This window comes from Enterococcus sp. DIV1090 (genome assembly GCF_050537975.1).
Taxonomy (GTDB): Bacteria; Bacillota; Bacilli; order Lactobacillales; family Enterococcaceae; genus Enterococcus; species Enterococcus faecalis.
Map to the genome: position 1 here is coordinate 2,560,083 of NZ_CP172917.1, position 26,997 is coordinate 2,587,079.

Consider the following 26,997-nt stretch of genomic DNA (forward strand, 5'->3'; position numbering starts at 1 on the left):
ATGAAGTCGTGAAAGCGCTATTAAAAAGGAGGTCGTTGGAATGACAAAAATTTTAGCTTATGACCAAACGATTTTATCGAAACTCCCTCATCAAACATTGACTAGTTTGCAATGTTTTACGCACGCTATTAATTATGGTCATGTAGACACCCAAGAAATTCTCTTGACCATTTCAACGCATCCCGAACATATAGCACCTAACACGATTATACTCGATGAAAAAAAACTTAGCCATTTCGCTGATTTACCTGTCCAAATTGAGCCCCTGTTTATCCGGTTAGGCCGACGACAATTAACCCTAGCCGATGCCCAAATTTGGCAACCAACGCCACTTTATTTAACACCCAGTAAAACAAAGATAGCTATTTTTTTAACGTATATTCAGCAAACTCGTTTCAATCCTTGGCAAGCGCTTTTTCCTGTTTCGCCGTCAACCTTTCTTTTTGATTCTTATAGTCGGACCCAGATTCAAAAAGAAATGATTCATTTTCAACAGGCTTGGGAGCAAAAATCTTTTAAAATAGCTCTTGATTGTTTAACGAAGATTTTGGGATTGGGGATTGGTTTAACCCCCACTGGCGATGATTTTATCACAGGATTACTTGCTAGTTTTTCTGCTTTACAGCAGCTTCCCTCGAATTTCCAACAGCTGGCTGTGCTAGCCAAGGAACGAACGAATGCGGTCAGTTATGCGGAAATCCATGAAGCAGTGAACGAACGGTTTTCTCAGCTAGTTCAGCGTGTTTTTTTATCAATTGAAAGTGGAAATACAAACGAAATGGCTCAAGCGGTTTCAGCTTTAGAGGAGGTGGGCTCAACTTCAGGAAGCGACATACTTTGCGGCATTATTTTTGGTTTAAAACTATTTTGTGAGGAGAATAATCATGACAATTCAAACAGTAATTAAAAAGAACGCCTATTTTGATTCAGTTACTTTAATGACCATTTCAACACGAGCCAATGAACTGGCTGGAGTTAAAACCGCAATGATTGGGATGGGAACCGACATGAATCTTGAAGTGATTCGGAATGTTGGTTTATATACACCCGCCTTGGATCATGTTACAACAGGTGATTTATTACTTGTTTTAGATCTTGATGACCAAGCGAACTCAGAAGAAATTTTACAGCAAGTCGACGAGTTATTTACGAAGAAAAAGAAAACCGCTTCTTCTGAAGTAACCTATAAGACGTTAGATTCAGCCCTTCATGAAGAGCCTGATGCCAACTTAGTTGTAATTTCTGTCAATGGAAAATTTGCTGCACGAGAAGCGCATAAAGCTTTAGATCAGCAAAAACACGTCATGCTCTTTAGTGATAACGTGACGGTTGACGAGGAATTAGCGTTAAAACAAAAAGCACACGAAAAAGAACTGTTTGTGATGGGCCCTGATTGTGGAACAGCGATTATTAATGGCGTTGGGTTATGTTTTGCTAACGAGGTACGTTCAGGAAATATTGGAATTGTCGGCGCTTCTGGTACAGGCAGCCAAGAAGTTAGTGTCCAAATCCATAAATATGGTTATGGGATTTCACAATTAATTGGTACTGGCGGCCGTGATTTGTCTGCTGAAATTGGTGGGCTGATGATGCTTGACGGGCTGGATGCCTTAATGGCTGACGAACAAACTAAGGCAATTTTACTTATTTCTAAACCGCCTGCTCCAGAAGTAACAGAGAAAATTTTAAAAAAATTAGCTGTTTCAACTAAACCAGTTGTTATTTATTTTATCGGCAGTGAACAAACGGAACGAAAAATAGACAACGTCACTTTTGCTACTTCTTCTCTGGATGCAGTTCAAAAGGTGATTCAATTTAGTCAAACACAGGAAGCGGAAACCAGCCTCTATCAAAATCCGACAGGCGCAACGTTAACAGCTATCCAACAGCAACAAGCCCCTTCTCAAAAATTTGTTCGTGGGTTGTTCTGTGGTGGCACTCTTTGTGATGAACTTTTATATGCTTTAACAGAAGTCTCTGATGATGTTTATAGTAATATTCATAAAATTCCTGAACGACAATTAGCAAATCCTGACCACAGCCAAGCACATACATTGATTGATTTCGGTGATGATCGTTTCACAGAAGGCCGCCCACATCCAATGATCGATCCGACTTCTCGGATTACTCGCATTCTTCAAGAAGCCAAAGATCCTGAAGTGGCAGTTTTAGCGTTAGATTTTGAATTAGGTTATGGTTCTCACGAAAATCCCGTTGGCGTGTTAGCGGAAGCGTTAAAGGAAGCCAAAGCAATAGCAAAAGCAGATGGTCGTGAGTTAGCCATTATTGGCTATGTTTTAGGGACCGAAGAAGATCCACAAGATATTCATGAACAGCGGAAAATTTTAGAAGATTTAGAGGTTCTCGTTGTCGACAGCAGTCATCAACTTTGCGAAGCCACCAAAACTTTTGTAAAAGGAGCGAACGAACATGAGCAGAAATGATCTTTTTAAACAGCCTTTAGATACGATCAATGTAGGCATTGACTTTATTCATGAAGATATGAAAAAACAAGGGATTCCTTCACATCAAGTAAATTGGGCACCGCCAGCCAATGGTGACCCAGAGCTATTAAAATTATTGGATCAATTAAAAAATCCAACATTTTATGAAAAAATCCAACAAGCCAACGAAGAAGCGGTTACCCGCATTATTCAATCAAAACCTATTTTAGTGGGATTTGATAAAGCAATTAATGTCATGCCCGATATGACTGAAACGACCATTTTACATGCTGGGCCACCCATTACTTATGAAAATATGTGCGGACCGATGAAAGGTGCCGTTCAAGGAGCGCTTGTTTTTGAAGGATTAGCAAAAGATCTAGCTGATGCCGATCGGGTTGCTCGTTCTGGCGCGATTACGTTTTCTCCTTGTCATGAACATGATGCCGTTGGTTCCATGGCTGGCGTGACTTCTCCGAATATGTACGTTCATATTATCAAAAATGAAACGTACGGCAACACGGCTTTTACTAATTTAAGTGAACAATTGGCGAAAGTTTTACGATTTGGTGCAAATGATCAATCCGTCGTGGATCGCCTGATTTGGATGCGCGATGTTTTAGGTCCATTACTTCATGATGCCATGACTTTTTGTCCAGAAGGCATTGATTTACGCTTAATGCTTTCGCAAGCCTTGCATATGGGCGATGAGTGCCATAATCGCAATGTAGCCGGAAGTACGTTGTTAGTCCAAGCATTAACACCTTACATGGTTCAAACTGATTTTTCTCGTGAACAATTAAAAGAAGTATTTGAATTTCTTGGCAGTTCTGACTATTTTTCTGGTCCGACTTGGATGGGCGCCGCTAAATGTGCGTTAGATGCTGGGCATAATGTGGAGAATAGTACAATTGTCACCACCATGTGTCGCAACGGGGTCGAATTTGGGATTCGTGTCAGTGGAATTGGCGGAAATCACTGGTTTACGGGGCCTGCCCAACGGGTGATTGGTCCGATGTTTGCTGGTTACACACAAGAAGATGCTGGTTTGGATATGGGCGATAGTGCTATTACAGAAACGTATGGGGTTGGCGGATTTGCTATGGCAGCTGCACCAGCAATTGTCCCATTAGTTGGCGGAACAGTGGCAGAAGCATTGAATTATTCAAAAGAAATGCTGGAAATTACTACGAAAGAAAATCCCAATGTCACGATTCCTGTTTTAGATTTTATGGGGATTCCTTCAGGCATCGATGTCTTAAAAGTCTTAGAAACAGGGATGCTGCCTGTCATTAATACTGCTATTGCTCATAAAGAACCGGGGATTGGTATGATTGGCGCTGGATTGACTAATCCGCCAGCAAATGTCTTTAACGAGGCACTAAAAGCTTTAGTAGCTAAAATAAACTAATTTCAAAAACTTAGTAAAATGTCATTTTTTTTGGAGCGATCATATGAAAAATAAATCGATCAATTACGAAGCCGTTTCAGCTCTTGTTGTAAAAATTTTTTTGGGAATGTTCCTGTATTGGATCATGAATGGCTTTCGACATGTGTCTAACTTTTTTCCTTACAATGACGTAGTTACCAAAGTGAATCAGCAGGGATTTTACAAATTTATCTATTTTGTTATGAACTTCACGGAAGGGGAATTTTACGGTGGACTTTTTACAACGCTTTTCTTACTAATCGGCGGTCTGATTGCTTGGCAACTTTATCGAAAAAATTCAAAATGGCAGGGATTTGCAATTGCTGGTGGCTCTGGTGCTTGGCCTTGGGTACTTGCTTCTCAGCTACTTTCCCTCTTTTTAACTATTTATGTTTTTGATTTTACACGCTTTTTTACAAAAGAAGTGTTGTGGTTACCAACGTTTATTGTGGTTGTCGGCACGCCGCCAGCTTTAACGCTCGTTTATGGTCCTGGCTGGAAAAAATTAGGAACGATTTCTCTGTTGAGTGCGCTTTTCACCTTTCCGTTTGCCAATTGGCTGAATGCGCAATTGATGCCCCTTTTAAATGTACCTGGGACAGTTTCCAACGTTACCACAATGGCTTTTGTTGGCTGGATTGTTTCAGCCATCTGTCATCAACTTCCTTGGATGGTTCCTTCTGTTGCACCAATCGCTCAGAAGCGGCAAAAACAACCTAAAATTGAAAATACGCAAACCTTTCAATGGTCAATACGACGCACTTTTGCCGACTTCTCCGAAGCTTGGTTTTATGGAAATGAGTTAGTTGGAGGTTTGGTAATTCTAGGCGTTTTAACAGATTGGTTTGTCAATATTAATCATATTACAAATGGTTCTGGCTTGGTTCCTGACATTTTAATGGGACAAATGATTGCTTCGGCTGTTGGTGTTTTTCTTTATCGAAAACATTTCGCTGAAGAAGGTTGGTATCCAACGTTTATGCCACTGGTCAGTATTGTTCCTGGTGTGATTTTAATGATGGGTGGTGGCTTTTGGCTTTCCCTGACCATCGCCGTTTTAGCAGGAATCAGTGCGGCCCCTGTCGGTAGCTATATTGCTAAACGATTACCTCCGTTTGTTCCTGGTGCTGTCGGCTTTGTATCAGGAATGGCTGTTGTAACCATTTTATTGTCAGCCGTTTTGCATACATTTGATATTTTTGTATAGTGAATAAAAAGAAGCGAATGACGATTCGCTTCTTTTTTTAATTGACCAATCCCCTTTTTATCCGTATTCTTAAGCAAAAGGAGGTTTTGCCATGTACTCCATGTTAAAACGTGTGATAACGGAAAAAGATTTGCTTCGGCAAATTCGTTTGTTGGAACAGTTGTTAAATGTTCCTCAGCTGACAGCCAAGCGTTTAGCCACGCAAATCCAGACGACAGAGCGAACCGTTTTTTCGGATTTACAGTATATTCGCAGTCAATTACCCGCCGACTGGTCCATTGAAACCGATAGCAGTGGTATTCGGTTACGCAATCAGGGGAATGCGCAAACCAATGAGCTTTGGTCATTATTTTTACCTCAATCCATTAGTATTCAGCTATTAAAAGAGCTACTATTTACGAAAGAGTTGGTGACAACTTCTTTTTTGAGCACTAGTGGTGTTTCTTATGAAACTTTGAAGCGACATATCAAAAAGATGAATCTGGCCTTACGTGATTTTCATTTAACGATTCAGCTAACCACAGCCACCATTCAGTTAATCGGGGCAGAAAGCAATATTCGGATTTTTTATCATCGCTTGTTGGTGCCTTTTACTCATAATAATTATTTTTTTGACGATTATTCTATTCATGAGGAGCATTATTTTCAATTTTTGAAACAAGTTTACAGTAGTGAGTTGACGGTGGAAACGGAAGAAATTTTTGGCGCTTGTTGGTTTTTTATTAACACGATTCGCAACAAAGCCAATTGCCGAGTGAGTCAATTTTCTTTTGATTCAAAAGATGTCTTGTTTCAACTTTATCAACCGTCCTTGGCAAAACTTTATGCTTCTGAAGGTATCTATTTGCAAGGAGAAGAAAGTTTTTTCGCCTTCTTTTGTTTCTTAGAAAGCTGGAATTACGATAATGTCTATGGCGAAACGTTGGCTTCTGCGCTCCACACTCATTACAGTCAGCTGCGAAAGTCGTTACAACAGTTTGTCACTAATTTGTCCACTGAAGAAGCCCGGCCTGATTTAATCCAAACAAATTTATTGGATAATCTGTTATTGTTATTCATTAAATATACCGAGTCCCCAACACTTTCTGAGCAATTTCAATTGGAATATCAAGAATTAATGACCGAACAAGCCGCAGAGGACCTTGCGTTATCAAAGAGCAACCAAGAACTTTTGGAGATTTTATCTCGCTACACCACGATTGAAGAACCGACTTATTTTCTTAGTTTGGCTTCTTTGTTAGAAAAACAAGCCATTTATTCCATTCAGGCCCAAACGATGACTGCCTATTTCCTCTTTCAAGGGGAACCTGCTTGGAAAGCTTTTTTGCAACAAGAATTAGCTGCTTATTTAGGTACTCGTGTGAAATTACAAGCTATTGAATATGTGGAACTAAGCCAGTTGACGTTAAATGAAGCCGACATAATCATTTCCAATTTTCCCTTGGATCATCTTGATCTTCCTGTCTTTTATCTCTCTTTAATTCCAACAAAAAATGAACTCCGCCGACTAGCAGAGCTCACTCTTCATTCTTATTTTTAAAGGAACTAGCGAGGACATTCGCTAGTTTTTTGGCTTTCTTTCGTCATGAATCGTTTGGTTATATATTTTTCCCCTTCAACAAGGAAAAACAGACTCACAACATGGACGAAAATCATTGCTAATTGAAGGCCATTTAAAGAAGTTGTGCCAATTAATTGCTGCGCTACTGGCCAGTAAACTACTAGCGCTTGTAGTAAAAAGAGGATTCCTAATGAAGCAAACAACACTTTATTTTGGAAAAAGCCTGTGCTTAACGACGGATCAACCAACTTACGACAGTTGATCATATACGCTGCTTGCGCTAAGACGATACTTTGTAAGAGGAACGTTTGCTGTAAGGCTTGGCCCTCAAATTGTAATGCCATAAGGTAACCTGGCACCATAATGAGTACCGACACATAGACGATTCTAAAAATACTGTACTTTGTTAAAATGCCTTCGTTGACATCTCTTGGTGGTCGTTTCATGGTATCAGCACTCGCTTTTTCAAAACCTAATGCATAAGACAAAGTAATCGTAGTTACCATGTTTACCCATAATATCTGGACAGGTGTCAACGGTAGAGGATGATTCATTAAAAGCGCCCAGACAACAATTAAACCTTGTGCTAAAGAGGTTGGCAAGAAGAAGGTAATCGTCTTTTTCAAGTTATCAAAAATGCGGCGTCCTTCTTTCACGGCTTTAGCAATCGTATGGAAATTATCATCTGCCAAAACCATATCTGCGGCTTGTTTGGTTACTTCACTTCCTTTAATTCCCATGGCAATTCCGACATCGGCTTTCTTTAGTGCTGGCGCATCGTTCACGCCATCGCCGGTCATCCCGACAATTTCACCATTGTTTTGTAAAGCCGTGACAATTCGTAATTTATGTTCTGGCGTCGTTCGTGCAAATACATCGACTTTTTGAACGTGCTGAGCTAATTCTTCATCTGACATAGCATCAATTTCTAATCCTTCAAGGACTTTTTTCGTATGCTTTAAACCAACTTGCTCGCCAATGGCTTGCGCTGTATCTTTATGGTCTCCGGTAATCATTTTGACGGAAATACCTGCTTCTTGAGATTCTTTGACGGCTTGAATGGCACTTTCTTTTGGCGGATCGATGATGCCTGCCAGTCCAGCAAACGTCAATCCTGACAATGTTTCATGTGTCAGTTCCTGTTGTGACGTAACTGTCTTATAAGCGAAACCTAATACCCGTTGTCCTTTTTGCGCTAATTGCGCAGCTTGTGCTTGCCAAGCACCTTTTTGATTATCAGATAACGTAGAAAGTTGTAACAATACTTCTGGCGCACCTTTGACATAAATAATTGAACCTTCTGCTTGCGGATGGCGAGTGGCCATGTATTTATAACTTGAACTAAACGGAATTTTCTTTTCTACAGGGCGTAAAGACAGTTGATCCTGATCAACATATTGTAGTAAAGCTAACTCGGTAGGATTCCCTTGTAAGTCGGCGATTTTTTGTTGGTCTTGTAATTTCAATTCTTGACAGTTGGCCATAATCTCTTTGACAATGGTCATTTCTTCAGTCACTACATCCATTACCGTCATTTCATTTTTAGTTAGCGTTCCTGTTTTGTCTGAACAGATAACTGTCATTGAACCTAATGTTTCAACGGAAGGCATGCCTTTAATAATCGCATTTTCTCTAGCCATCTCATGAACACCCATCGATAAAATCATCGTTAACACAGCAGGTAAGCCTTCTGGAATCATTGCTACAATTAATGCAATCATCGCAGAAAATAAGAGGCTCCATTCCATGCCATGACGAAAAGTGGTAAAGAAAATCAGAAACACGATCAAGACCATAATCCCTTGGAAAATTTGCTTGTTTAATTGGTGCATTTTCCGCACGAGCGGCGTTGTTTTTTGATCTACTGACTGCAACGCGTGATTAATTTTTCCAACTTCAGTGGAATCTCCTGTTTCTACTACAACGCCTAAGGCTGAGCCCGCTTGGACAAGAGTTCCTGAAAAAGCCAAATTCTTTTGATCGCCTGTTGGCAATTCTTCATTCAAGGAACCGGTAATTTTCTCCACGGCTTCTGATTCGCCTGTCAAAATTGATTCTTCAATCATCAGATTATGTACATCAAATAAGCGCAAATCTGCTGGGACTACATCGCCAGCTTGTAACGTGACTACATCTCCCAGAACCAATGTTTCAGAAGAAACGGTTGTTTTTTGTCCATCAATTAGAACGACTGCCTCTTGGCCCATCATCTGTTTCAGGCCGTCTAATGATTCTTCTGCTTTACGCTCTTGCCAATAACCGACAAAGCCATTGACAAGTACCACTAGAAAAATGATACTTCCTTCGACCACTTCGCCTGTGGCAAATTTTAGAATTGCGGCAGCGAGTAAGACCACCATTAGTAAATCTGTAAAATGTTTGGCTAGCTTTTGCCACGTTTTCAGTTGTTGTTTTTCTTCAATTTTATTTGGACCATTCGTTTGTAAACGTTGCTGACGTTCTTCGCTAGAAAGACCCGTTTGCTTCGTCTTAGTCTGCTCGATTACTTTTGTTGAGGAAAGTTGATACCATTTCATTTCGTGTACCTCCTATTTACTTGATACCTTTATTATAGAGAGGATTTTCTTCACAAAATGGTCGATAATTTCAGTGGCCCCTGAAAAAAATGGGGCCAAGATTATTAAAGAAAGGAACAACCCGCATTTTAGTGGGTTGTTCCTTTCTTTTAAATATTTTCTTGTTCGACCACCAATTGACTTTTGCCAATTAACGCTTTAACATCAATAATTTCACCATTTTTACGTCGGTCTGCTAACTCAACTGAGGTGGTAAACAACAAGTCACTAGAAGAGTTCAACGCTGTTTCAATGGAATCTTGGACTACGCCGACGATAAAGCCAACGCCGACGACTTGCATGGCAATATCATTGGAAATGCCAAACAAACTACATGCAAGCGGAATTAACAACAAGGAGCCACCAGCAATTCCTGAAGCCCCACAAGCAGAAACAGCGGCGATGATGCTCAACAATAATGCTAAATAGATTGGTACGGACATGCCTAATGTGTGGACTGCCGCCAATGTCATAATAGTAATCGTAATGGCTGCGCCGCCCATATTAATCGTTGCGCCTAGTGGAATAGAGACCGCATAAGATTCTTCATTTAAATCCATTGCTTTCGCCAATTCCATATTAATGGGAATATTGGCCGCAGAACTGCGTGTAAAGAATGCGGGAATCGCACTTTCCTTTAATACAAAAAAGACTAACGGATACGGATTTTGCCGAATATTCCAAAAAACAATCGCTGGATAAACGACTAAAGCAACCACGGCCATCGTACCAATTAACAATAATAGTAACTGACCATACTTGGCTAACCCTACAATGCCTGTTGTTGCCACCGAATGAAACACCAATCCCAGAATCCCAATTGGCGCAATGCCGATAATCATTTGAACGACCGTGGTAATCCCTGTCGAAAGATTGGCAATCACATCCTTGGTAGCGACCGAACTTTGGCGTAACCCAATGCCGATTAATGAGGACCAAAATAAAACAGATAAATAATTGCCTTCAATCATCGCTTGAATCGGATTTTGGACAACGCTTGTTAACACATTGCTTAAAACATCACTAAGTTGCGTTGGGGCTGCTTGCGCTTCCTGCGCCGCCTCCAAGACAATCTTAACGGGAAACAGATAGCTTGCCGTCACGGCAACAACAGCTGCCAAAAATGTCGCTAACAGATACACAACTAAAATTGATCCAACATATGTTTTCGCCCCAGCCTTTTGTTGGGCCAGCGACGCAATAATTAAGACAAAAACTAAAATCGGCGCAATTGCTTTTAAGGCGCCCACAAACAATTCACCAAGAACGCTGATGAAGGTCCATTCCGGCACCAAGAAACCCAAGGTGGTTCCAATCACAATCCCTATCATGATTTTTTGAATTAACGATAATTTCCGAATCGCTTTGACCATTCACTTCACGCTCCTTTAAAATAAAATACAGTTTGGGACATACTACCATAATTATTAAGATAAAAAAAGAGTGTTTCTCAAAAAACTTTCATTTTTCGAGAAACACTTGGTCAACTCATCAATTTCGTCTATTTTTCTGAAGACTTTTCCGCTGAATGTTCTTTGTTTTTATGGTGATGATGGTGATGACTTTGTTTAGAATACAAGTAGGATTTTGCTACGACCGAAATAAACATAGCCATAATCCCCAAGCCCACGGTAGCATAAACCATGGTGAAAATTTTTCCCAAGTCAGTAACTGGATGCACATCTCCATAACCAATCGTGGTTAACGTCATGAAACTTAAATATAACGAATCTAATGGCGACAATTTTTCCACTGTTGAATAAAAAATGGTCCCACTCAACAACGTGGTTGCCAATAAAAAGAACAAGGCACGCGTGTCTTCTTTTTTTAAGATACCTAAAAAAGATGAAAATAATTTTTTGACAGAAATAAGTAAAGATAGCAAAAAAATGACCTCTTTCTATTGTTAATCTCTTCTTAACGTTAGCACTTTTTAGATAAAGTTCAACTTTTTAATTGGTGTGGTTAAAGAAAATTTATTTTTTTGTTATTTATAATAAGCTAAAGCTCATCTTCAAAGTAATCATTATCAATTCTAAATAGCTTGTACGTCTTGGCTATTTCTACACCAACACCAAACTCTAACATGAGCTCTGTTAATTTAATACCATCTATTAAAACTATCCCTTGATTTTTGGCAAATTCGTGCGCATTAGCACTAAAACTAGAAGTTGTTATAAAAACTCCTCTATCTGCATTTACAGCAGCTAAAGCGCCATAAAATCCTTGTATAGCAGGGCGACCAATGGTATTAGTTTCGTGATATCGCTTTGCTTGAACATAAACAGTACTAGTTCCTAATGGATCCTGATTGATGATACCATCTATTCCACCATCATTTGATTTGGATGTAACAACTGCCGTTCCGTGTTTTCCACTATATCCCATTGTCTCCAATAAATGTATAACTAGCTTTTCAAAAAATACTGGCTCCACTTGTCGAACTTTATTTAATAGTTCAATCGCAATTTGATTATTTTGATTGTTGATCATATCCTCAATGTCTATTTTAGCACTTTCAATTGGTGCGCTTGCTTCGATAGTAGTCGTTCCAACACGATTATTCCGTTCGACTAATTCTTGCATATATTTTTGATATGCAGGTTGTTGTTCCAAAAGTTTTCTATTGATTTTTTCACCATAATTATTTAATAAATCCAAACCTAGTTCTGTTATTTGATACATACCTCGTTTAATCCGTTCAACAGCTCTAGCTTTATACAAATCACTGATAGCAAAGCTGAAACGATTTGCTAAAATCCCATCTCCTTGAGGGTAGTTTGGATACATCATTGAGGCAATTTCATCCGGAATATCTAAGAACTGAATAATACGCTTTAAAATGATCTTTCTGTTCAGTACATCTCCATCTTTCAAAACTTCTAAAGTATATGGCATTAATGATTCAAATATTGGAATACCTTCATTAGACGCTTTTAGTTTTTTCCAATCTTTATTCACTTTTCCCCCACCTCTAAAGTTGTTTATTTATAATACACTTCATCTAAAAACAACCCTTGTGCAGGAGCCGTTTCACCTGCGCCTTCTCGGACTTTTGTTGCGAACAATTCATCAATTATCGCTAATTCTTTGGTGCCTGCACCAATTTCTAAAAGTGTCCCAACGAGGATGCGGACCATTTTATGCAAGAAACCATTGCCCACAAAAGTGAACTGTAACATTTCGCCGTTTCTTTCAATCGTAATCTTTTCAATCGTTCGAGTAGTCGATTTTTTGGTTTTTTTCAATGCTGAAAAGCCAATAAAATCATGGGTCCCTATTAATTTTTGGCAAGCTTGTTCCATTTTTTCTTGATCCAACGCTTTGGGAAAGTGAAAACTATGATACCGTTCAAAGGCATTAGGAATTGGGCTATTCCAAACATAGTAGCTGTATTGTTTGCCTGTGGCGTTATACCGTGCATGAAAACGTTCAGGCATTTCTGTAACTTCTTTAACAACAATATCGCCAGGTAAATATCGATTTAAAAAGGATAACATTTCGGTTGTTGTTAGTGAACTAGTCGTTTTAAAATTCGCTACTTGACCACGTGCATGTGTGCCGGCATCCGTTCTGCCTGAGCCAATAATTTCAATCGGTTCACCCGTCATTTGTGTTAAAATACTTTCAATTTTCCCTTGAATCGTTTTCTCTGAATTGCCTAGTCGTTGCCAACCTGAGTATCTTTTACCATCATATTCAATGGTTAATTTTATGTTGCGCATGGGCGAAGCTCCTTCGTATTCTTTTTCTCTCTTATCATAGCAGAAATAAGTGGATTTTTCTTCTTTTCCAAGAATAAAACACCTCTTTTCTATAGAAAAGAGGTGTTTTATTTAGTTTAATCCTGCAATTTTCAATTCTTCAACATTCGCTGCTTTAGCATTTTCAGTCACTACGGCTTTAAATGTCACTTGGTCGCCCTCTTTTAAGAATAGCGCCAGCGGACTGTTATTAGTCGTTACGCTAAAAATGGTTTTTTCATCTTCTAGTAAAAATGAAACTACCGTTTGCGCTTCCCCAGCTACTACTGAGACACGAGCTACTTTCCCTTGCATCGTTTTCAAGTTGGCTTTGTCTGTATTTTCATTGTTACTTCCTTTGGTTACTAACTCAATTCGATAAGCGTCTAATGCGCCTTGTGCCGTGTCTGCATCAATCACAATATCATTATCTACGGCGTTTATATAGACATATTTTTTGAAAATCCCTTTACTGTCCATTAACGAAACAATCCACGTTGGCACGCCATCAATGTTATAAAGGACTGGCATACTAGCTTTCCATTTCTTTTCTGGATAAATTTTTGAGGCGATAGAAATGGCGCCATCACTATCCATAATGCCGACTTTAGTATCACGATAATACGTAACTTGGCCTGTTCGGGCATTGATTAAGGAGTAACCTAAAGCGGAATCTTGGTCTTTTTCACTACTTGTAAAGTCCGTAAAATAAAGCAACTGGTTCCCTTCCTTGTTCATCATCGGCGTAATTTGTCCTGATGCATAAATACCATTTTCAGTTGGAATTTTAACATCTTTTTTGGCACCAAACATTGTCTGGTTCCACCAGCCTTGACTGTAACGACCAAAGAATTCATTTAAGCTATTCGCCGCTGAGCTAGTAATCGGCGCATCAACGAAACTTGGGGCTTTTTGACTGTCATAAACGTTAACTTCTCCTGTTGTAGCATTTAATACCGCCGTTTTAAATTCATTATAGTGCATGCGACCAGAAACCCCATACTCTTTGTAAAGCGTTTGAATATAGTAAGGATTCCCTTGGTCGTCCAGCTCTAAATTGATTGTGCCAGTTGCTGCATAACCTGGATAAGCGGAATAAATTTTTCGTGCGGCATCTTTGCCAAAGTAAGCTGAAGGAGTGTAAACGATTGGTTTTTCTACAAATTCTGGCTGTGCGTTGATATCTGTCGCACTAATGATGAAATAGCCAGGTACTTCCCCCAGTTTTAGCCATTTAAAGAAGCCATTAAATTCGACTGTTGCTACATAAACATACTCGCCATTGACAACTTGTGCTGTTATACCATCCAAAGTAAACATATTGGAATTGGGAATGACGGAAAATTTCTGTAACATTTTTCGTTTCGCCGTTTGTGGTGCAATCGCAATGGGTGTTTCTTTCGCCGAAGTTAAAACTTCAGCTTTTTCTTCCGTTTTTAAAGGAATCGTTTGATAAATTTCATCAATAGAAGAAATTCTGGTAATACTACTGACAATGGTCAACAAAATCATTGCCAAAACGGCAACACCCAAAATTTTGCCAGACCAGTCTTTGTTAGCCGTTTTGTTGGTATTCTTGCCTACTTCTTTGCGGCCCTTTTGGATACCAGGAACTTCGACTTTACTAGCTAAGCGTGTACTTAATAACACCCCACTAGCAATCACTGCGCCAATCAAATTAATCCACAACACGGTTGAAAGATTTTTACTTGGCAAAGTCACAAATAAAAAGATACCTAACAAGAGCAATTCCATCGCCATTAACAGAATGGTCCCCTTACTCTTTTTCCCTTTATTCGCTACAATTTTGGCGCCATTCGCAACTAAGATCCCGATACCAAAAAATAACGTTAACCCAATAAAATTAAAAAACATTCACTTGCCCTCCTCATAGATAAGTAAAAAAAGTGCTCCCACGCATTGTAGAAGCACTTCCTGTGATCCATTCTATTATAACGTTTTCTATTTTTACTGACAATATCGTTGAAGCAAAATCAGTCGGAAGGCTTAGAGTTTTGAAGAACGTTTATTTCTCTGGCTGAATATAAGGAACGATAGGTGCGGTCACGCCAATTGAAGCGCCACGAACAAAAGGTTCATTTTGTAAGGCTTTGAAATTTTTAGTTTGTCCGGTGAGCATGACTCCCCAAATAGGTAATTTTTCGACTTTTTTATTTTTATTTTGTTGGATAAACTTTTGGCCTTCTTGGTTGTCAGCAAACATGGGGGATTTTTCTAAGGTTTCAAAAAAGTGTTGCTTGTCGTTTTCAGGATCAAATATTTCATTTTGATCGTCCATGCTTAATTGAAAACCATAAGGCAGAGTACCAGAAGGCCCCTCTTTTTCATTAACCGTTTCGGAGTAAACATAGAGCCAAACTAAGTTGACATTGCTCGGTAACATTTTGCGGACTTCTTCATATGGATAAGGTTTATCAAAAGAAATCGCCACTTCCGCTACTTGGTTTTCCATTTTATCTAATTCAGTTAATTCGTTTTTGATACCACCATAGTAATTGGTAATCGCTGGGTTATAAAAAGATGCTACTTTCTGCTTGGTTTGTCGGTTGTATTCATAAAAATTCTTAGAAGAATAATAGCTACCAGGATAGACTTCATTCCAGTCAATCGAATTTCTGAAAAAGCTATATCTGCTACGTAAATTACTCCACTCCACCGTGTAACCATCAATATTTTTTGAACGATTGGTCACAACTTCGCCCCCAAAAGGCGAACTATTAGCAATTACTTGGGAATCTAATTGAGTGTTTGGTGAAGCAATCATTTCTTGATCATTAATTACTTCTAGTAGGGTATGATAGTTTTTCGTCGAAAGTTTATCCATTCCCACAAAAAAACCGACAAACAATACGGCAAAACTAACAACGGTTATGGCACCAATCACGATAAATTGTTTTCTTTTCGCTTTACGAATACTTTTTTTTAAATCCACTTCTATTCCTCCAGTTCTTTTTTTAATTTTTGACGTGTGCGATACAATTTTTTGCGAACATTTTCAACAGATAATTCTAAAATCAACGCAATCTCGGCATACGATAATTGATAATAATATTTCAAAAGTAATAGTTCTTGTTCCTCATCTTTTAAGGAATCGATCAATAATAATAACTCTTGCCCTTCCATTTTTTCTATTGATTTCACAGGATGGCTGTTTGCCACAAAAGTGCGTTCTCGTTTCTTTTTTCGATACATCGTAATGTAGTAATTAAATGTTACTCGGAAAAACCACGGGCGTAGATTTTCTGATGTAATTTCAGGTAATATTGAAAAAATCGTTGTATACGTTTGCGACACTGCATCTTGTGCATCTTCAAGACTTGCTCCTCGGCGAATCAAGACTTGGATGACTTCTTGCCCCAAAGAAAATAGTACTTCGTCAAAATTTGCCTCCTTTTTCATCTGATTTCTCCTTTCACTTATACAACGTTTCAACTAGGGAAAAAGTGGACAGTCCTTCGTTCATTATTTTTATGTATTTTTCTCTCAATAAAAAATGCTCCTGCTTAAGCAGAAGCATTTTTGTTTTTGCTTATTTATCATTTTCCAATGACTAATCTTCGTGTATAAACGGCTTGCCCAGAATGCATCACTGCATCATCAATCACTGAAACTAAACGCACTTGTCTAGTCACCGGCGGGGTCCAATTTTTATCAATCACGTCTGACAATTGTTCTTCTTTGATTTGGTCTAAATAGCTTTTGGTAAGTGCCACACTGGCAGCCAAATAGTCACTAAGCAATTGCTTTTCTGCCACCACGACTTTCGCCGCTTCCTCTGGTGTGTGATGCCAGTCTTCTGTTTCATCTGGCAAATCCAAGGCAAATTTTTCTGTCCAGTGTTGACTAAGCCATAACGGATCACTATGATTAAGTGCGGAAATTTGTAGGTCTAATTCTCTGGCTGTGTGCCACATCAGCCAAGTAACAGACTTGATTAATGGTGCGGGCATCGTGTTTGCTTCGGCAACGGTCATTTGCGCAAGTGTTTCTTCAAAACGTTCGTGCGCTCGGTCAAGGGTTTCACTAGAAAGTTGAGTGACTTTCATAAAAATACCTCCTTTGTAGATTATTTATTGCGATTTATGCTTTTAATCATTAATGAATGTCATTGAATTAACTATTTTTGTACAAATATCCGATATTTCTTTATCTTCCATTAAGTCATATCTTTCAAGCAAACTATATACTAAATTACTTATGTTTTGTTCTATAAATATATAACACATGTATTTTGGTATGACTTTCCACGTCATGATATTTTCCTCAATTATTCCAATACCACTCATGCCATGTACATCTATAGATGTTAAACCATAATAAAAATTTACTATATTTTTTTTTATTCCTATATGCTGCATCAATTGTGTAAAAGATTTAATTTTCCAATCTAATGAATACCATTTTCTTTTATATTCCGCGATTTTATTAGGATTAGCTTCAAAAAGTGAAAACCATTTATCTTCATAATATTTTAAATAATCTTTATATGAATTTATAGATGAAGATATTTTTTGAAGTTGATTCAATTCTTCTGGTTTTAATATAATTTCACTGTCCGATGATCTAATGATAGTTCTAATTACTTGAATTTTTTGATTTAAGTAGTATGATGTCGCTAATTTTTCTGTATCTCCATTCAGTATATGAATAATGCTTACGTAAGTCTCAATAGATGCTCTTGTTAAAATAGATATGGATTCTCCTCTTCCTAAATAAGAAAGGTCAATTATTGTTTGTATTTTTTCTATATAATTTTTTGTTAAATTCATTAAAACATGATCTTCAAATAGAATTTCTTCTTTATTTAGCTTATCAATTATTAAATAGTAACATTTCTCAACCTCATTAACTAATTCAGCTTTTATTTTCTTATCACTATATTTATTACTTTTCACCCTATTCACTCCTTCACACTATTTAATTTTATCATACTTAAAACTTACCCTCCAAACCTTTAAACACTTATTTTTATGAGTTTTTCACAATGACTAACATTAACAATTGACATTATTTCTACTTTCCCTTATTATGTGGAAAAGTACCTTTAAGATAGTCCGAGAGGCTAACAAGGCAAAGTTCTGTAAAATTCTGTATTTTTGTATAGTGAATGATACGAGATGTCTTGCCCTTTTTTTGTGTGCAAGGCTTTTTTTGCGCGGTGCTTAATCAATTTATTTGGGAGGCAACAAAGTGGAAAAGAAAAAACGTGAAGTGAAAGGTATCTCATTTACCAAAAAAATGGTGATTTCATTGGTGGGAGGGTTAATCGTTGGGCTCGGCTTTTTATTTTTAAGAGAGTACCTTATTCGCAGCAATCAAGGCGCTGTGTGGCAGACAATCAATCAGATTCTTTTCCAAGATATTTCAGATCCTGAAAAAGGACAATCTGCGATTGGGCTTTTCTATATTATTGGTCAACTATTTATCAACGGCCTACAATTAGTGATTGTGCCGATGGTCTTTACTTCAATTACTTTAGCCATTTGTCATATTACCGATACGCAAAAATTAGGACGAATTTCCTATAAAACGATTTTTGGCTTTTTATCGATGTCACTGATTGCTCTACTAACAGCAGGAATTGTGGGCTATAGCGTATATTTAACTGGCGCTTTTAATGTGTCGTTATCTGAAACGCTAGCTCCTGTCGAAGTAAGTACGAGCGGCAACCCATTAATGGTGATTGTCAATGCTGTCACGAAAAATATCGGTTCTGCATTTAGCGACAATGGTGCAATTTTAGCCGTTGTTGTGTTGGCAGTGATTACTGGTTTATGTATTAATGCATTAGGGGATAAAATTCGTGTTTTCAAAAAATTAATTGAAGAAGTCAATGCGATGGTCACGTTATTTTTAACCTTTGTAATTACTAAATTTGCTCCTATCGCCGTCTTTATGTTGTTAGTTCGGACGTTTGCTTCCTACGGGATTGATTATTTAAAACCAGCGTTAGTCTACGTCATAACAACGACAGCGACGCTCTTAGCCTTTTTGATGATCGGTTACCCATTATTTATCTTATTTGCGACAAAATTAAATCCTGTTCCTTTTATTAAAAAGATTATGAAAGTTGTGGTCTTTGGATTTTCTACTTCTTCTTCGGCAGCCACTTTACCGTTAAATACAAAAACAACGGTTGAAGAGTTAGGTGTCGACAGCGATGTTGCCGCCTTTGTCTTGCCGTTAGGAATGACTATTAATATGAACGGCACAGCGATTATGCAAGTAATTGCGGCTATTTTTGTGGCGGGCGTAGCTGGTTATGAAGTGACACCAGCTAATATTGCCTTGATTGCCATTTTAGCTTTAATGTCATCTATTGGTACACCGGCGGCACCTGGCGCTGGCGGAATTATCCTTTTCACTATTTTAACTGGTTTAAACTATAACAATGAGATTGCGATTGCGACGTATTCATTGATTTTAGCCATTAATCGTCCAATCGAAATGCTCGTTACTAGCCTAAACGTGGTTGGTGATAGCGCCACTGCGATTTATGTTGCACATTCGGAAGATTTGTTGGATGAAGCCACTTATCTGACTGATGTCGCTGACTTGCAAAATGCGGAAGCGGAGTAATTAATGAAAAAGCAGACTTCTTGTATGGAAGTCTGCTTTTTTATTATGTTTTTAGTGAATCCGTAATTTTTTACTTCTTCGATTTACTTTTACGAAAAACTAAAAGACACCCACTGGCGATAACTAGAAGGCCAATAATCACAAGCGCGATTGATTTCTTTTCTCCTGTGCTCGGTAAAAATTGGCTAGCTTTTCTGAAACCACCTTGGCTTGATGGCTTAACTTGTTTCGTACCAGTTTGATCAACTCCCGCACTAGTATTTAAGTGTCCATTATTCCCCCCATTTTTTTGTTCCTTTTTATTTTCCCCACTATTTTTCAATGTTAATCGCTTCACTGCCGAACGTAGTTTTGCTTCTGCTTGGTCTACTTCTGCTTGCGTTGCTGTTGTTTGATCTGCCACAGTTTGTGCTTGTTTCAATGCTTCACTGTAGACTTTCCAGCTACTTGCGGTGTAGTCTTTTTCTTGGTGTTTCTCTTTTTCTTTGATGATTTTCAACAAGTTGGTTTTATCTACTTCTTTGGTTGGTACTTTTACCAATTGCTTCACTGCCGAGCGTAGTTTTGCTTCTGCTTGGTCTACTTCTGCTTGCGTTGCTGTTGTTTGATCTGCCACAGTTTGTGCTTGTTTCAATGCTTCGCTGTAGACTTTCCAGCTGCTTGCGGTGTAGTCTTTTTCTTGGTGTTTCTCGTTTTCTTTGATGATTTTCAACAAGTTGGTTTTATCTACTTCTTTAGTTGGCACTTTTACCAATTGCTTCACTGCCGAGCGTAGTTTTGCTTCTGCTTGGTCTACTTCTGCTTGCGTTGCTGTTGCTTGATCTACCACAGTTTGTGCTTGTTTCAATGCTTCGCTGTAGGCTTTCCAGCTACTTGCGGTGTAGTCTTTTTCTTGGTGTTCTTTTTGTTCCTGAATTAATTTTTCTAACGCTTCTTTCGTTACTTCAGGAGTTGTTTTAACTGTGATTGAACGCGAGCTGCCATTTAACCCCGCACTATTTAAAGTGATAATATTTTGGTCAACAGAAATTTCTGGGTCCGCTGCGACTACTTCAAGAATGCCCTTATCAAATTCAATAGAAACGGATGCATTATTTTGTAAAGGATTCGCAAGAGTTAAGCGATAAACACCGTTATCAATTTTTTCTGAAATAATCGACATTGGATCATACGCATACAGTCCTGCAATTTCTTGGTCATTATTCCATGTATTCATCATGACATAATTACCTGCTTCAATGGCTTGTAAGCTTGCTGTATTTTCTAGAACAGTATAGCCTTTGTTTTTAGAAAGAGCTGCGATTTCTTCATTCGTTTTCCCAACCACTGTTAAATATTCGTAAGTACCATTTTCAACAGTCTTGCCATAATTTTTACTAATTTTAGCAAATGTATTTGTATAGGTTTTATCATTAACAAAGTATTCGTTAATATCTCCGTAGCGACCAGAGCGTTCTTCTATTTGAACATCAAGCGTATTCATTGAATTAGGAAAAACATAGCCAATGTTATTCAATGGATTCGCTGCGCTTAAACTAATCCAAGAATTATCTTTGTCTGAACCTTGGTCAAGCTTCACTTCCTGTGGATGAATCATCCGATTATCGAGGATTGTTTCAATCGAAGCATCTGTCGTACCAGTAATGCCACTTCCCAAATTAATGATTTGACCATCTAATAAGAACCAAGATTTTTTAGCAACTAAGTTCATTCCTTCATTACTTTTATCTAAAAACATTCCTATAGAGGCAACCTGTCCATTATTTGAGCCACCTACCCATGACTGGGGACTGCGTTTCCCTGTATAAGCACCATTTGCCAATTCTCTTGTGTCAACTGTCGTTCCTGGTAATCGATATGGATCGATCGTTGCCCAGTATCCTTCATCAAACTGAGCAAAGTCTTGATTGTATAAATAAAGCATGCCGTCTGCTGTATGCCAGCCTTTTTTATTTTCCGTATTCCCAAATTCATAGTTTCCGACACGTTGTGAATACATACTGATACCCACCGCATATTCGTTATTTTTCTGTAGGACTCGATCCATCGAACCATATACATTTAAAGATTGCATTGGTGTCGCTTGGGCAGGTGACGCACTATTCACTACATTTTTCAAGTCAATTAACGCTTCAAAATCTCTTGGTTTTTTAAAGAAATGATAGTATGACCCACTTTGTTGAAGCCATGTTTGGATAGATGTATAAATGTCATTTCTTAAATTTTCTGGTGCAAATTTTGCAATTAAGGTTAAATTAGCTATTGTTTCTTTACCCGATTCAAACTCTGTAGTAAAAGGATTCGTTTCTGGCGCTCTGGAAATACTTCTACCAGAAACCATCGATGGCATTTTTCCATTTACCATCAATTGTAAGTAACCTTTATCAACAACATTAAATAAATTACTAATGTTAGGGTCATTCATCTCCCAGTCGGAACCTTGTAAAATAGTCTGAATTCGTCCAAACCCTTTTAGCAACTCATTCCCGTAACTGCCGTTGTACGGAAAATAACCATGTTGAATCAAGGAACCATCAGGATATAAGCCATCACCAGAGGAAACACTTTTTAAAACGGACGGAACAGCTTCTTGTACTTGTACTAGGCGTTGATTATCTTCTAACAAAAGTCCAGTACCTAAAACGGTGATTGAAATATCTGTTAAGTTAGCCCCTGTTGCACGATAAATTGGCCATTGTATGTTTGGATCTTTTGCATACAGCATCAGCGGAGCAGTAAATTTATTTAATTTTTCTGCATCTGTATTCAATAGGTCATCATGTAATAAAATCAATGTATCTGTTAGCGGCTGCGCGGAACCAATTTGCCAATCCCACCAGTTACCTGTGTAATACGTTCCATTGTATTTTTTTGTATCAATCATAAATTCAATGCCTTTAACAATCGCATCATAAACTTCTGGTTTTTCAAAAAGCTCACTTGATGGTTCATAGTAGCCTAACGCTAATTTTTTAATATTGGTAAATTGAGTCGTGTAATCAGCAGACACTGTATCCGATGGTTTTCGTTCCCACAGATACTCACGATCTGCTGCTTGATTAAGCGTTTGCCATAATGCTAAACTCTCCGTAGCAATCTGGGCACGATACTGTTGCACATCTGCATCGTTATCATACTGCGTTGTACCTAACAATCGCATTTTCCATTTTGCTCGCATTTCCGCATATTGTTTATTTTCTGCTACAACAGTCACAGGAATTGTATCACTAATTTCTGTTCCTTTAATTTTGACTGTTACCTTCGCTTCACCACTCTTAACTGCTGTTAAATTACCCGTTTGGTCAACCGTCACAATGGTAGGATCACTACTCGACCACTCAATCTGATCCTCTGTGATATCTACTCCAGCTGGTGACACTTCAAAGGCTAGCTGTTGCTTTCTTTTTTCACTAATAGTCAGGTTCTCTGTTAAAAGTTTAATCGCTTCTGGCAATCGTTTTTTTTCATATGCTTCAAACGAAATAATACTTGAACTGTAAAATTGCTTATTTGTGTGTTGCCACATTTTCATCTGCTGATATTTTACAAAACGTGCTTGTACATTATTGCCATCAATATATTTTTTAGTAGGTTGGCCACCTTGCCCATTCTCTTCTTTAAAGATAGATTGATAGCTTTCACCATCTGTTGAAACTAAGATTTCATACACAGGACTTTCTGCATGCAACTGTAAAACGAGTTCGCCAATGTTTTTTACTTCACCCAAATCAACAATTAACCATTGTTCATCTTGCTTATCAGCGGACCAGCGTGTTGTTTCATCGCCATCGACAGCTTTTTCGCCAACAAATTGAGGGTATTTCCAATTCTCTCCAATTTTTCCTCCTTCCACACCAGAATATGTCACTTCTTTTTGTAAAAATAAATCAGTTATTTCTTCTGCAGAGGCACTCATCGCAGTTAGCGAGAAGCCTGTAAGCATGAAAGCAACAACGACTATTATTTTTTTAATCATATTTTTCCCCATATCTTTCTATTTTTAAGCAACCAATCCGACTTTTCCAAACACTTTTTTCTGATAATTTAATCAACTTCCTCCTCTACTAAGTATTCTATATAAAAATTAGGCATGAAAAGACAACCTAAAGTAATTACTTCAGACAGACTTTTCATGCCTAGTTTTCCCTAGTCACATGAAATGTTATACATGTTTACGCTTTCACTTTAAGGTAATTTTTGATTACTGTCAATAGTGTTTTCTTCATTGAAGAGCTTATTCAACTTTTCACGTTAAAAATATTGATTTTTATGATAATCCCTTAATTTTTTCTCATTTTAAAATAATAATTATGGGTGCTGAACCTATTTCTGAGGCACAACAATCGGACAATTTTTTTGAAAAAACGAGAGGAATGACCATTGTTTTTTGCCATTCCTCTCATTTTTATTTATTGTTTGAACGGTAACGTTTCTCTCAATCCAGTTTGATTGAATTTTTTTATTTTCTATCAGACAAACAGACTAAAGATATTTTACTTCATATTTTTCAAGCAATGACTTGATTTATAGAAATTACTGAGCAACCAGCCTACTTCCTACTTATGATACGGTTCCCCTTTCATAATCCGAAAACCGCGATAAATTTGTTCCACTAATACCAAACGCATTAACTGATGTGGATAAGTTAAGCGGCCAAAAGAAATTTGTTGGTTACTTCGCCGAAGGACTGAATCACTGAGACCTAAGGAGCCACCAATGACAAAGGTTAGATTACTTTTGCCACTAATCCCTAATTGTTCAATTTCTTTTGAAAATTCTTCACTAGATAATTGTTTGCCATTAATGGCTAAAACAAAGACGTATTCGTTGTCATTAATTTTCCCCAAAATACGTTGGCCTTCTTTTTCTTTGACTTGAAGCATTTCAGCGTCACTGAGTTTTTCTGGGGCTTTTTCATCTGGTACTTCAATGATTTCCATCTTGGCATAGCTATTTAAACGTTTCAGATATTCATTAATGCCTTGAATCAGGTATTTTTCTTTCAATTTTCCGACTGTTACTAGTTTAATTTTCACCTATTCCACTACTTTCTCGTTTTCTCTTCTTTCTTATTTTAGCACGAAGTTTGGCTACTTTCCACAACGTTTCCACATACTTATACACATATACACAGAGTTATCCACAGAACAAACTAAAAAATTACTTTATTTAACAGCTTTTTCAATACAAACACATATTCGCCACTGATTTGTCCACATTATCCACATTCTGTGGATAACTTTTCTAAAAACTGTACACAGAGTTATTCCCGATTTGTTCACATTTTTCTGTGTATAACTTTTTCATTCGTATTTTTTCTGTAATTTTTCCCTAAGTTGTTCATAAAAAATTCAAAGCTATTCGATAGACTAAAGGAGTAGGAAACAGATATACTTAATATAGAAAATTCAGATGCACTTATTGGGAGGTTATTTTATGCAACGAAAAGATGTTACACCTAATTCAGATAAAAAAAGTTTATTGCAAAAATTTGGGATTGGTTTAGCTGGCGGCTTACTTGGTGGCGCTCTTATTCTAGGAGGCGCTTATTCTGGGATTATTCCCACACCCAACGGCGGAAATAATGCGGCGACGACGACGTCCACTAATCACGGCGACACAAAAGTCAGCAATGTGAGTTACAATGTGTCTAGCGATGTCACAAAAGCCGTGAAAAAAGTTCAAAATTCTGTGGTTTCTGTCATTAATATGCAAAGTGCTAGCAACAATTCTTCGGCAGATGATCCTTTTGGGGGATTGTTCGGTGGGAATGAAGGTACTCAAGACTCTTCCGGCAACAATGGTAACGATTTAGAAGCAGCCAGTGAAGGTAGTGGGGTTATTTATAAGAAAGATGGTAAAACGGCTTATGTCGTGACAAATAACCACGTCGTAGATAAAGCGCAAGGATTGGAAGTTGTTTTATCTGATGGTACCAAAGTGAAAGGCGAATTAGTCGGAACCGATGCTTACACGGATTTAGCCGTGATTAAAATTTCTTCCGACAAAGTTGATCAAGTCGCTGAGTTTGGGAATTCTAGTAAAATCACAGTCGGTGAGCCTGCTATTGCGATTGGTTCCCCTCTAGGCTCTGATTATGCTAACTCTGTCACACAAGGAATCATCTCTTCTGTGAATAGAAATATTACCAATAAAAACGAGTCTGGTGAAACCATCAATATTAATGCCATTCAAACCGATGCTGCCATCAATCCAGGAAACTCCGGTGGTCCACTAATCAATATTGAAGGGCAAGTCATTGGCATTAACTCAGTAAAAATTGTGCAATCAACTAGTCAAGTGAGCGTTGAAGGGATGGGCTTTGCCATTCCAAGTAATGACGTAGTCAACATTATCAACCAATTAGAAAAAGATGGTAAAGTGACACGGCCAGCTCTCGGGATTACGATGTCTGATTTAACAGGTATCTCTTCACAACAACAAGAACAAATTTTAAAAATTCCAGCTTCTGTAAAAACTGGCGTAGTGGTTCGTGGTGTTGAAGCAGCGACCCCTGCTGAAAAGGCTGGATTGGAAAAATACGATGTTATCACGAAAGTTGACGGCCAAGACGTAAGCTCTACTACAGATTTACAAAGCGCGCTTTACAAGAAAAAAGTTGGCGACAAAATGGAAGTGACTTATTATCGTGGTTCTAAAGAAATGAAAGCAACCATCGATTTAACCATTGATAAGTCAGCTTTAACACAACAAAATAATCGAAGCAATCAATAAAAGAAAGAAACGACCTGTTGTCTGAACAACAGGTCGTTTCTTTCTTTTATTCTCCTACCGCAAATGCAGAACCAACTTCTGCATCAAAAGGCAATTCTAAGATTCCTTTTTTAGCAGGTGCATTTGGTAAACGTAATTCTTTTGCTGAACAAATCATTCCAAAACTTTCTTCACCACGTAAAACCCCTGGCCAAATCATTAAACCATCAGGCATCATTGCGCCTGGTTTGGCCACAACTACTTTTTGTCCTGCTTTGATGTTCGGTGCGCCACAAACAATTTGTAAGATTTCGCCGTTGTCTACTTCTGTTTGTGTGATAGATAAATGATCTGAATCTGGGTGTTTTTTACATGATTTGACAAAGCCGACCACAATTTTAGGGGTGTCGTCTTTTTCAAGGGTTTCTGAAAATCCCGCATCTTTAATCGCTGTATTGACTTTTTCAATTTGTTCGTCTGTTAAAGTCACTTGGCCGGTGCCATTAATGTCACCTAGAAGCGCTGAAGCATTGAAAATATTCCAAGCTACCACTGTTTCTGGCGCCTCAACTAAACTTACACGTGCCACATCGCCGACACGTTTTACTTGGTTTTCCGCACCTTGATCGTCCGCAACGATGACAAGTAAGACATCGCCAACGTGTTCTTTGTTATATGCAAAAATCATTTTTGTTCCTCCTCTGTCGTTTTCCTGTCTTATCT

20 protein-coding genes are annotated in these 26,997 nt (G+C 38.1%); 7 read left to right on the forward strand and 13 right to left on the reverse strand.

What is annotated here, in order from left to right; translation table 11 throughout:
• Nucleotides 1-40 precede the first annotated feature (40 nt).
• The 5 genes from IGL48_RS12500 (at nt 41) to IGL48_RS12520 (ending at nt 6,620) form a co-directional block, all read left to right on the forward strand.
• Nucleotides 41-907, forward strand: a complete 867-nt coding sequence (locus tag IGL48_RS12500) for a DUF2877 domain-containing protein (RefSeq protein WP_048949377.1) — start codon at nt 41-43, stop codon at nt 905-907.
• Nucleotides 885-2,444, forward strand: a complete 1,560-nt coding sequence (fdrA, locus tag IGL48_RS12505; protein WP_048949376.1) for an acyl-CoA synthetase FdrA — start codon at nt 885-887, stop codon at nt 2,442-2,444. The genes IGL48_RS12500 and fdrA overlap by 23 nt, the downstream gene beginning before the upstream one ends.
• The gene (locus tag IGL48_RS12510; RefSeq protein WP_113826027.1) at nt 2,431-3,855 is read left to right on the forward strand and encodes a DUF1116 domain-containing protein; all 1,425 of its coding nucleotides are present in this window, start codon (nt 2,431-2,433) and stop codon (nt 3,853-3,855) included. The genes fdrA and IGL48_RS12510 overlap by 14 nt, the downstream gene beginning before the upstream one ends.
• Nucleotides 3,856-3,898: 43 nt before the next feature.
• Nucleotides 3,899-5,080 (forward strand): hypothetical protein, encoded by a 1,182-nt coding sequence (locus tag IGL48_RS12515; protein ID WP_010823247.1) that lies wholly within the window; start codon nt 3,899-3,901, stop codon nt 5,078-5,080.
• Nucleotides 5,081-5,180: 100 nt separating this feature from the next.
• Nucleotides 5,181-6,620: a helix-turn-helix domain-containing protein gene (locus IGL48_RS12520; protein ID WP_161797700.1), complete on the forward strand. Its 1,440-nt coding sequence runs from the start codon at nt 5,181-5,183 to the stop codon at nt 6,618-6,620.
• Nucleotides 6,621-6,625: 5 nt separating this feature from the next.
• Here the strand turns inward: IGL48_RS12520 and IGL48_RS12525 are convergent, their stop codons facing one another.
• The 10 genes from IGL48_RS12525 to IGL48_RS12570 form a co-directional block, all read right to left on the reverse strand.
• Complete coding sequence (locus IGL48_RS12525) at nt 6,626-9,178, reverse strand: cation-transporting P-type ATPase (protein ID WP_002385260.1); 2,553 nt, start codon at nt 9,176-9,178, stop codon at nt 6,626-6,628.
• Nucleotides 9,179-9,327: 149 nt separating this feature from the next.
• Complete coding sequence (gene sstT / locus IGL48_RS12530; protein ID WP_033918092.1) at nt 9,328-10,590, reverse strand: serine/threonine transporter SstT; 1,263 nt, start codon at nt 10,588-10,590, stop codon at nt 9,328-9,330.
• Between the two features lie 128 nt (nt 10,591-10,718).
• Complete coding sequence (locus tag IGL48_RS12535) at nt 10,719-11,102, reverse strand: potassium channel family protein (RefSeq protein ID WP_002355036.1); 384 nt, start codon at nt 11,100-11,102, stop codon at nt 10,719-10,721.
• Nucleotides 11,103-11,218: 116 nt separating this feature from the next.
• Nucleotides 11,219-12,178, reverse strand: coding sequence for a restriction endonuclease (locus IGL48_RS12540; protein WP_430601652.1), 960 nt, complete (start codon nt 12,176-12,178; stop codon nt 11,219-11,221).
• A 23-nt stretch (nt 12,179-12,201) separates the two neighbouring features.
• Nucleotides 12,202-12,942, reverse strand: coding sequence for a tRNA pseudouridine(38-40) synthase TruA (truA, locus tag IGL48_RS12545; protein WP_002355033.1), 741 nt, complete (start codon nt 12,940-12,942; stop codon nt 12,202-12,204).
• A gap of 111 nt (nt 12,943-13,053) precedes the next feature.
• Complete coding sequence (locus IGL48_RS12550; protein ID WP_002386294.1) at nt 13,054-14,835, reverse strand: hypothetical protein; 1,782 nt, start codon at nt 14,833-14,835, stop codon at nt 13,054-13,056.
• A 151-nt stretch (nt 14,836-14,986) separates the two neighbouring features.
• Nucleotides 14,987-15,913, reverse strand: coding sequence for an anti-sigma factor (locus IGL48_RS12555; RefSeq protein ID WP_002368394.1), 927 nt, complete (start codon nt 15,911-15,913; stop codon nt 14,987-14,989).
• A gap of 2 nt (nt 15,914-15,915) precedes the next feature.
• Complete coding sequence (locus tag IGL48_RS12560) at nt 15,916-16,380, reverse strand: RNA polymerase sigma factor (RefSeq protein ID WP_002390448.1); 465 nt, start codon at nt 16,378-16,380, stop codon at nt 15,916-15,918.
• 137 nt (nt 16,381-16,517) lie between these two features.
• Entirely contained in the window at nt 16,518-17,027 is a 510-nt protein-coding gene (gene gst, locus IGL48_RS12565) for a DinB family glutathione transferase (RefSeq protein WP_002389448.1), read from the reverse strand.
• 42 nt (nt 17,028-17,069) lie between these two features.
• On the reverse strand, nt 17,070-17,876 hold the full coding sequence (locus tag IGL48_RS12570; protein WP_010824230.1) for a DUF5677 domain-containing protein: 807 nt from the start codon (nt 17,874-17,876) through the stop codon (nt 17,070-17,072).
• A gap of 280 nt (nt 17,877-18,156) precedes the next feature.
• Here IGL48_RS12570 and IGL48_RS12575 point away from each other — a divergent pair, with 280 nt between their 5' ends.
• Nucleotides 18,157-19,560 carry a dicarboxylate/amino acid:cation symporter gene (locus IGL48_RS12575; protein WP_025190632.1) on the forward strand — a complete coding sequence of 468 codons (1,404 nt, stop codon included), beginning with the start codon at nt 18,157-18,159 and terminating at the stop codon, nt 19,558-19,560.
• Nucleotides 19,561-19,630: 70 nt separating this feature from the next.
• Here the strand turns inward: IGL48_RS12575 and IGL48_RS12580 are convergent, their stop codons facing one another.
• Both IGL48_RS12580 and rlmH read right to left on the reverse strand, forming a co-directional pair.
• Nucleotides 19,631-23,536 (reverse strand): polysaccharide lyase family 8 super-sandwich domain-containing protein, encoded by a 3,906-nt coding sequence (locus tag IGL48_RS12580; protein WP_010824231.1) that lies wholly within the window; start codon nt 23,534-23,536, stop codon nt 19,631-19,633.
• A 580-nt stretch (nt 23,537-24,116) separates the two neighbouring features.
• The gene (rlmH, locus tag IGL48_RS12585; protein WP_002380931.1) at nt 24,117-24,596 is read right to left on the reverse strand and encodes a 23S rRNA (pseudouridine(1915)-N(3))-methyltransferase RlmH; all 480 of its coding nucleotides are present in this window, start codon (nt 24,594-24,596) and stop codon (nt 24,117-24,119) included.
• A 400-nt stretch (nt 24,597-24,996) separates the two neighbouring features.
• Between rlmH and IGL48_RS12590 the strand changes: the two genes are divergently transcribed.
• Entirely contained in the window at nt 24,997-26,295 is a 1,299-nt protein-coding gene (locus IGL48_RS12590) for a S1C family serine protease (protein ID WP_002368406.1), read from the forward strand.
• Nucleotides 26,296-26,341: 46 nt separating this feature from the next.
• On the opposite strand, the gene ytpR is transcribed toward IGL48_RS12590, so the two are convergent.
• The gene (ytpR, locus tag IGL48_RS12595) at nt 26,342-26,962 is read right to left on the reverse strand and encodes a YtpR family tRNA-binding protein (protein WP_002361057.1); all 621 of its coding nucleotides are present in this window, start codon (nt 26,960-26,962) and stop codon (nt 26,342-26,344) included.
• Between the last annotated feature and the right edge of the window lie 35 nt (nt 26,963-26,997).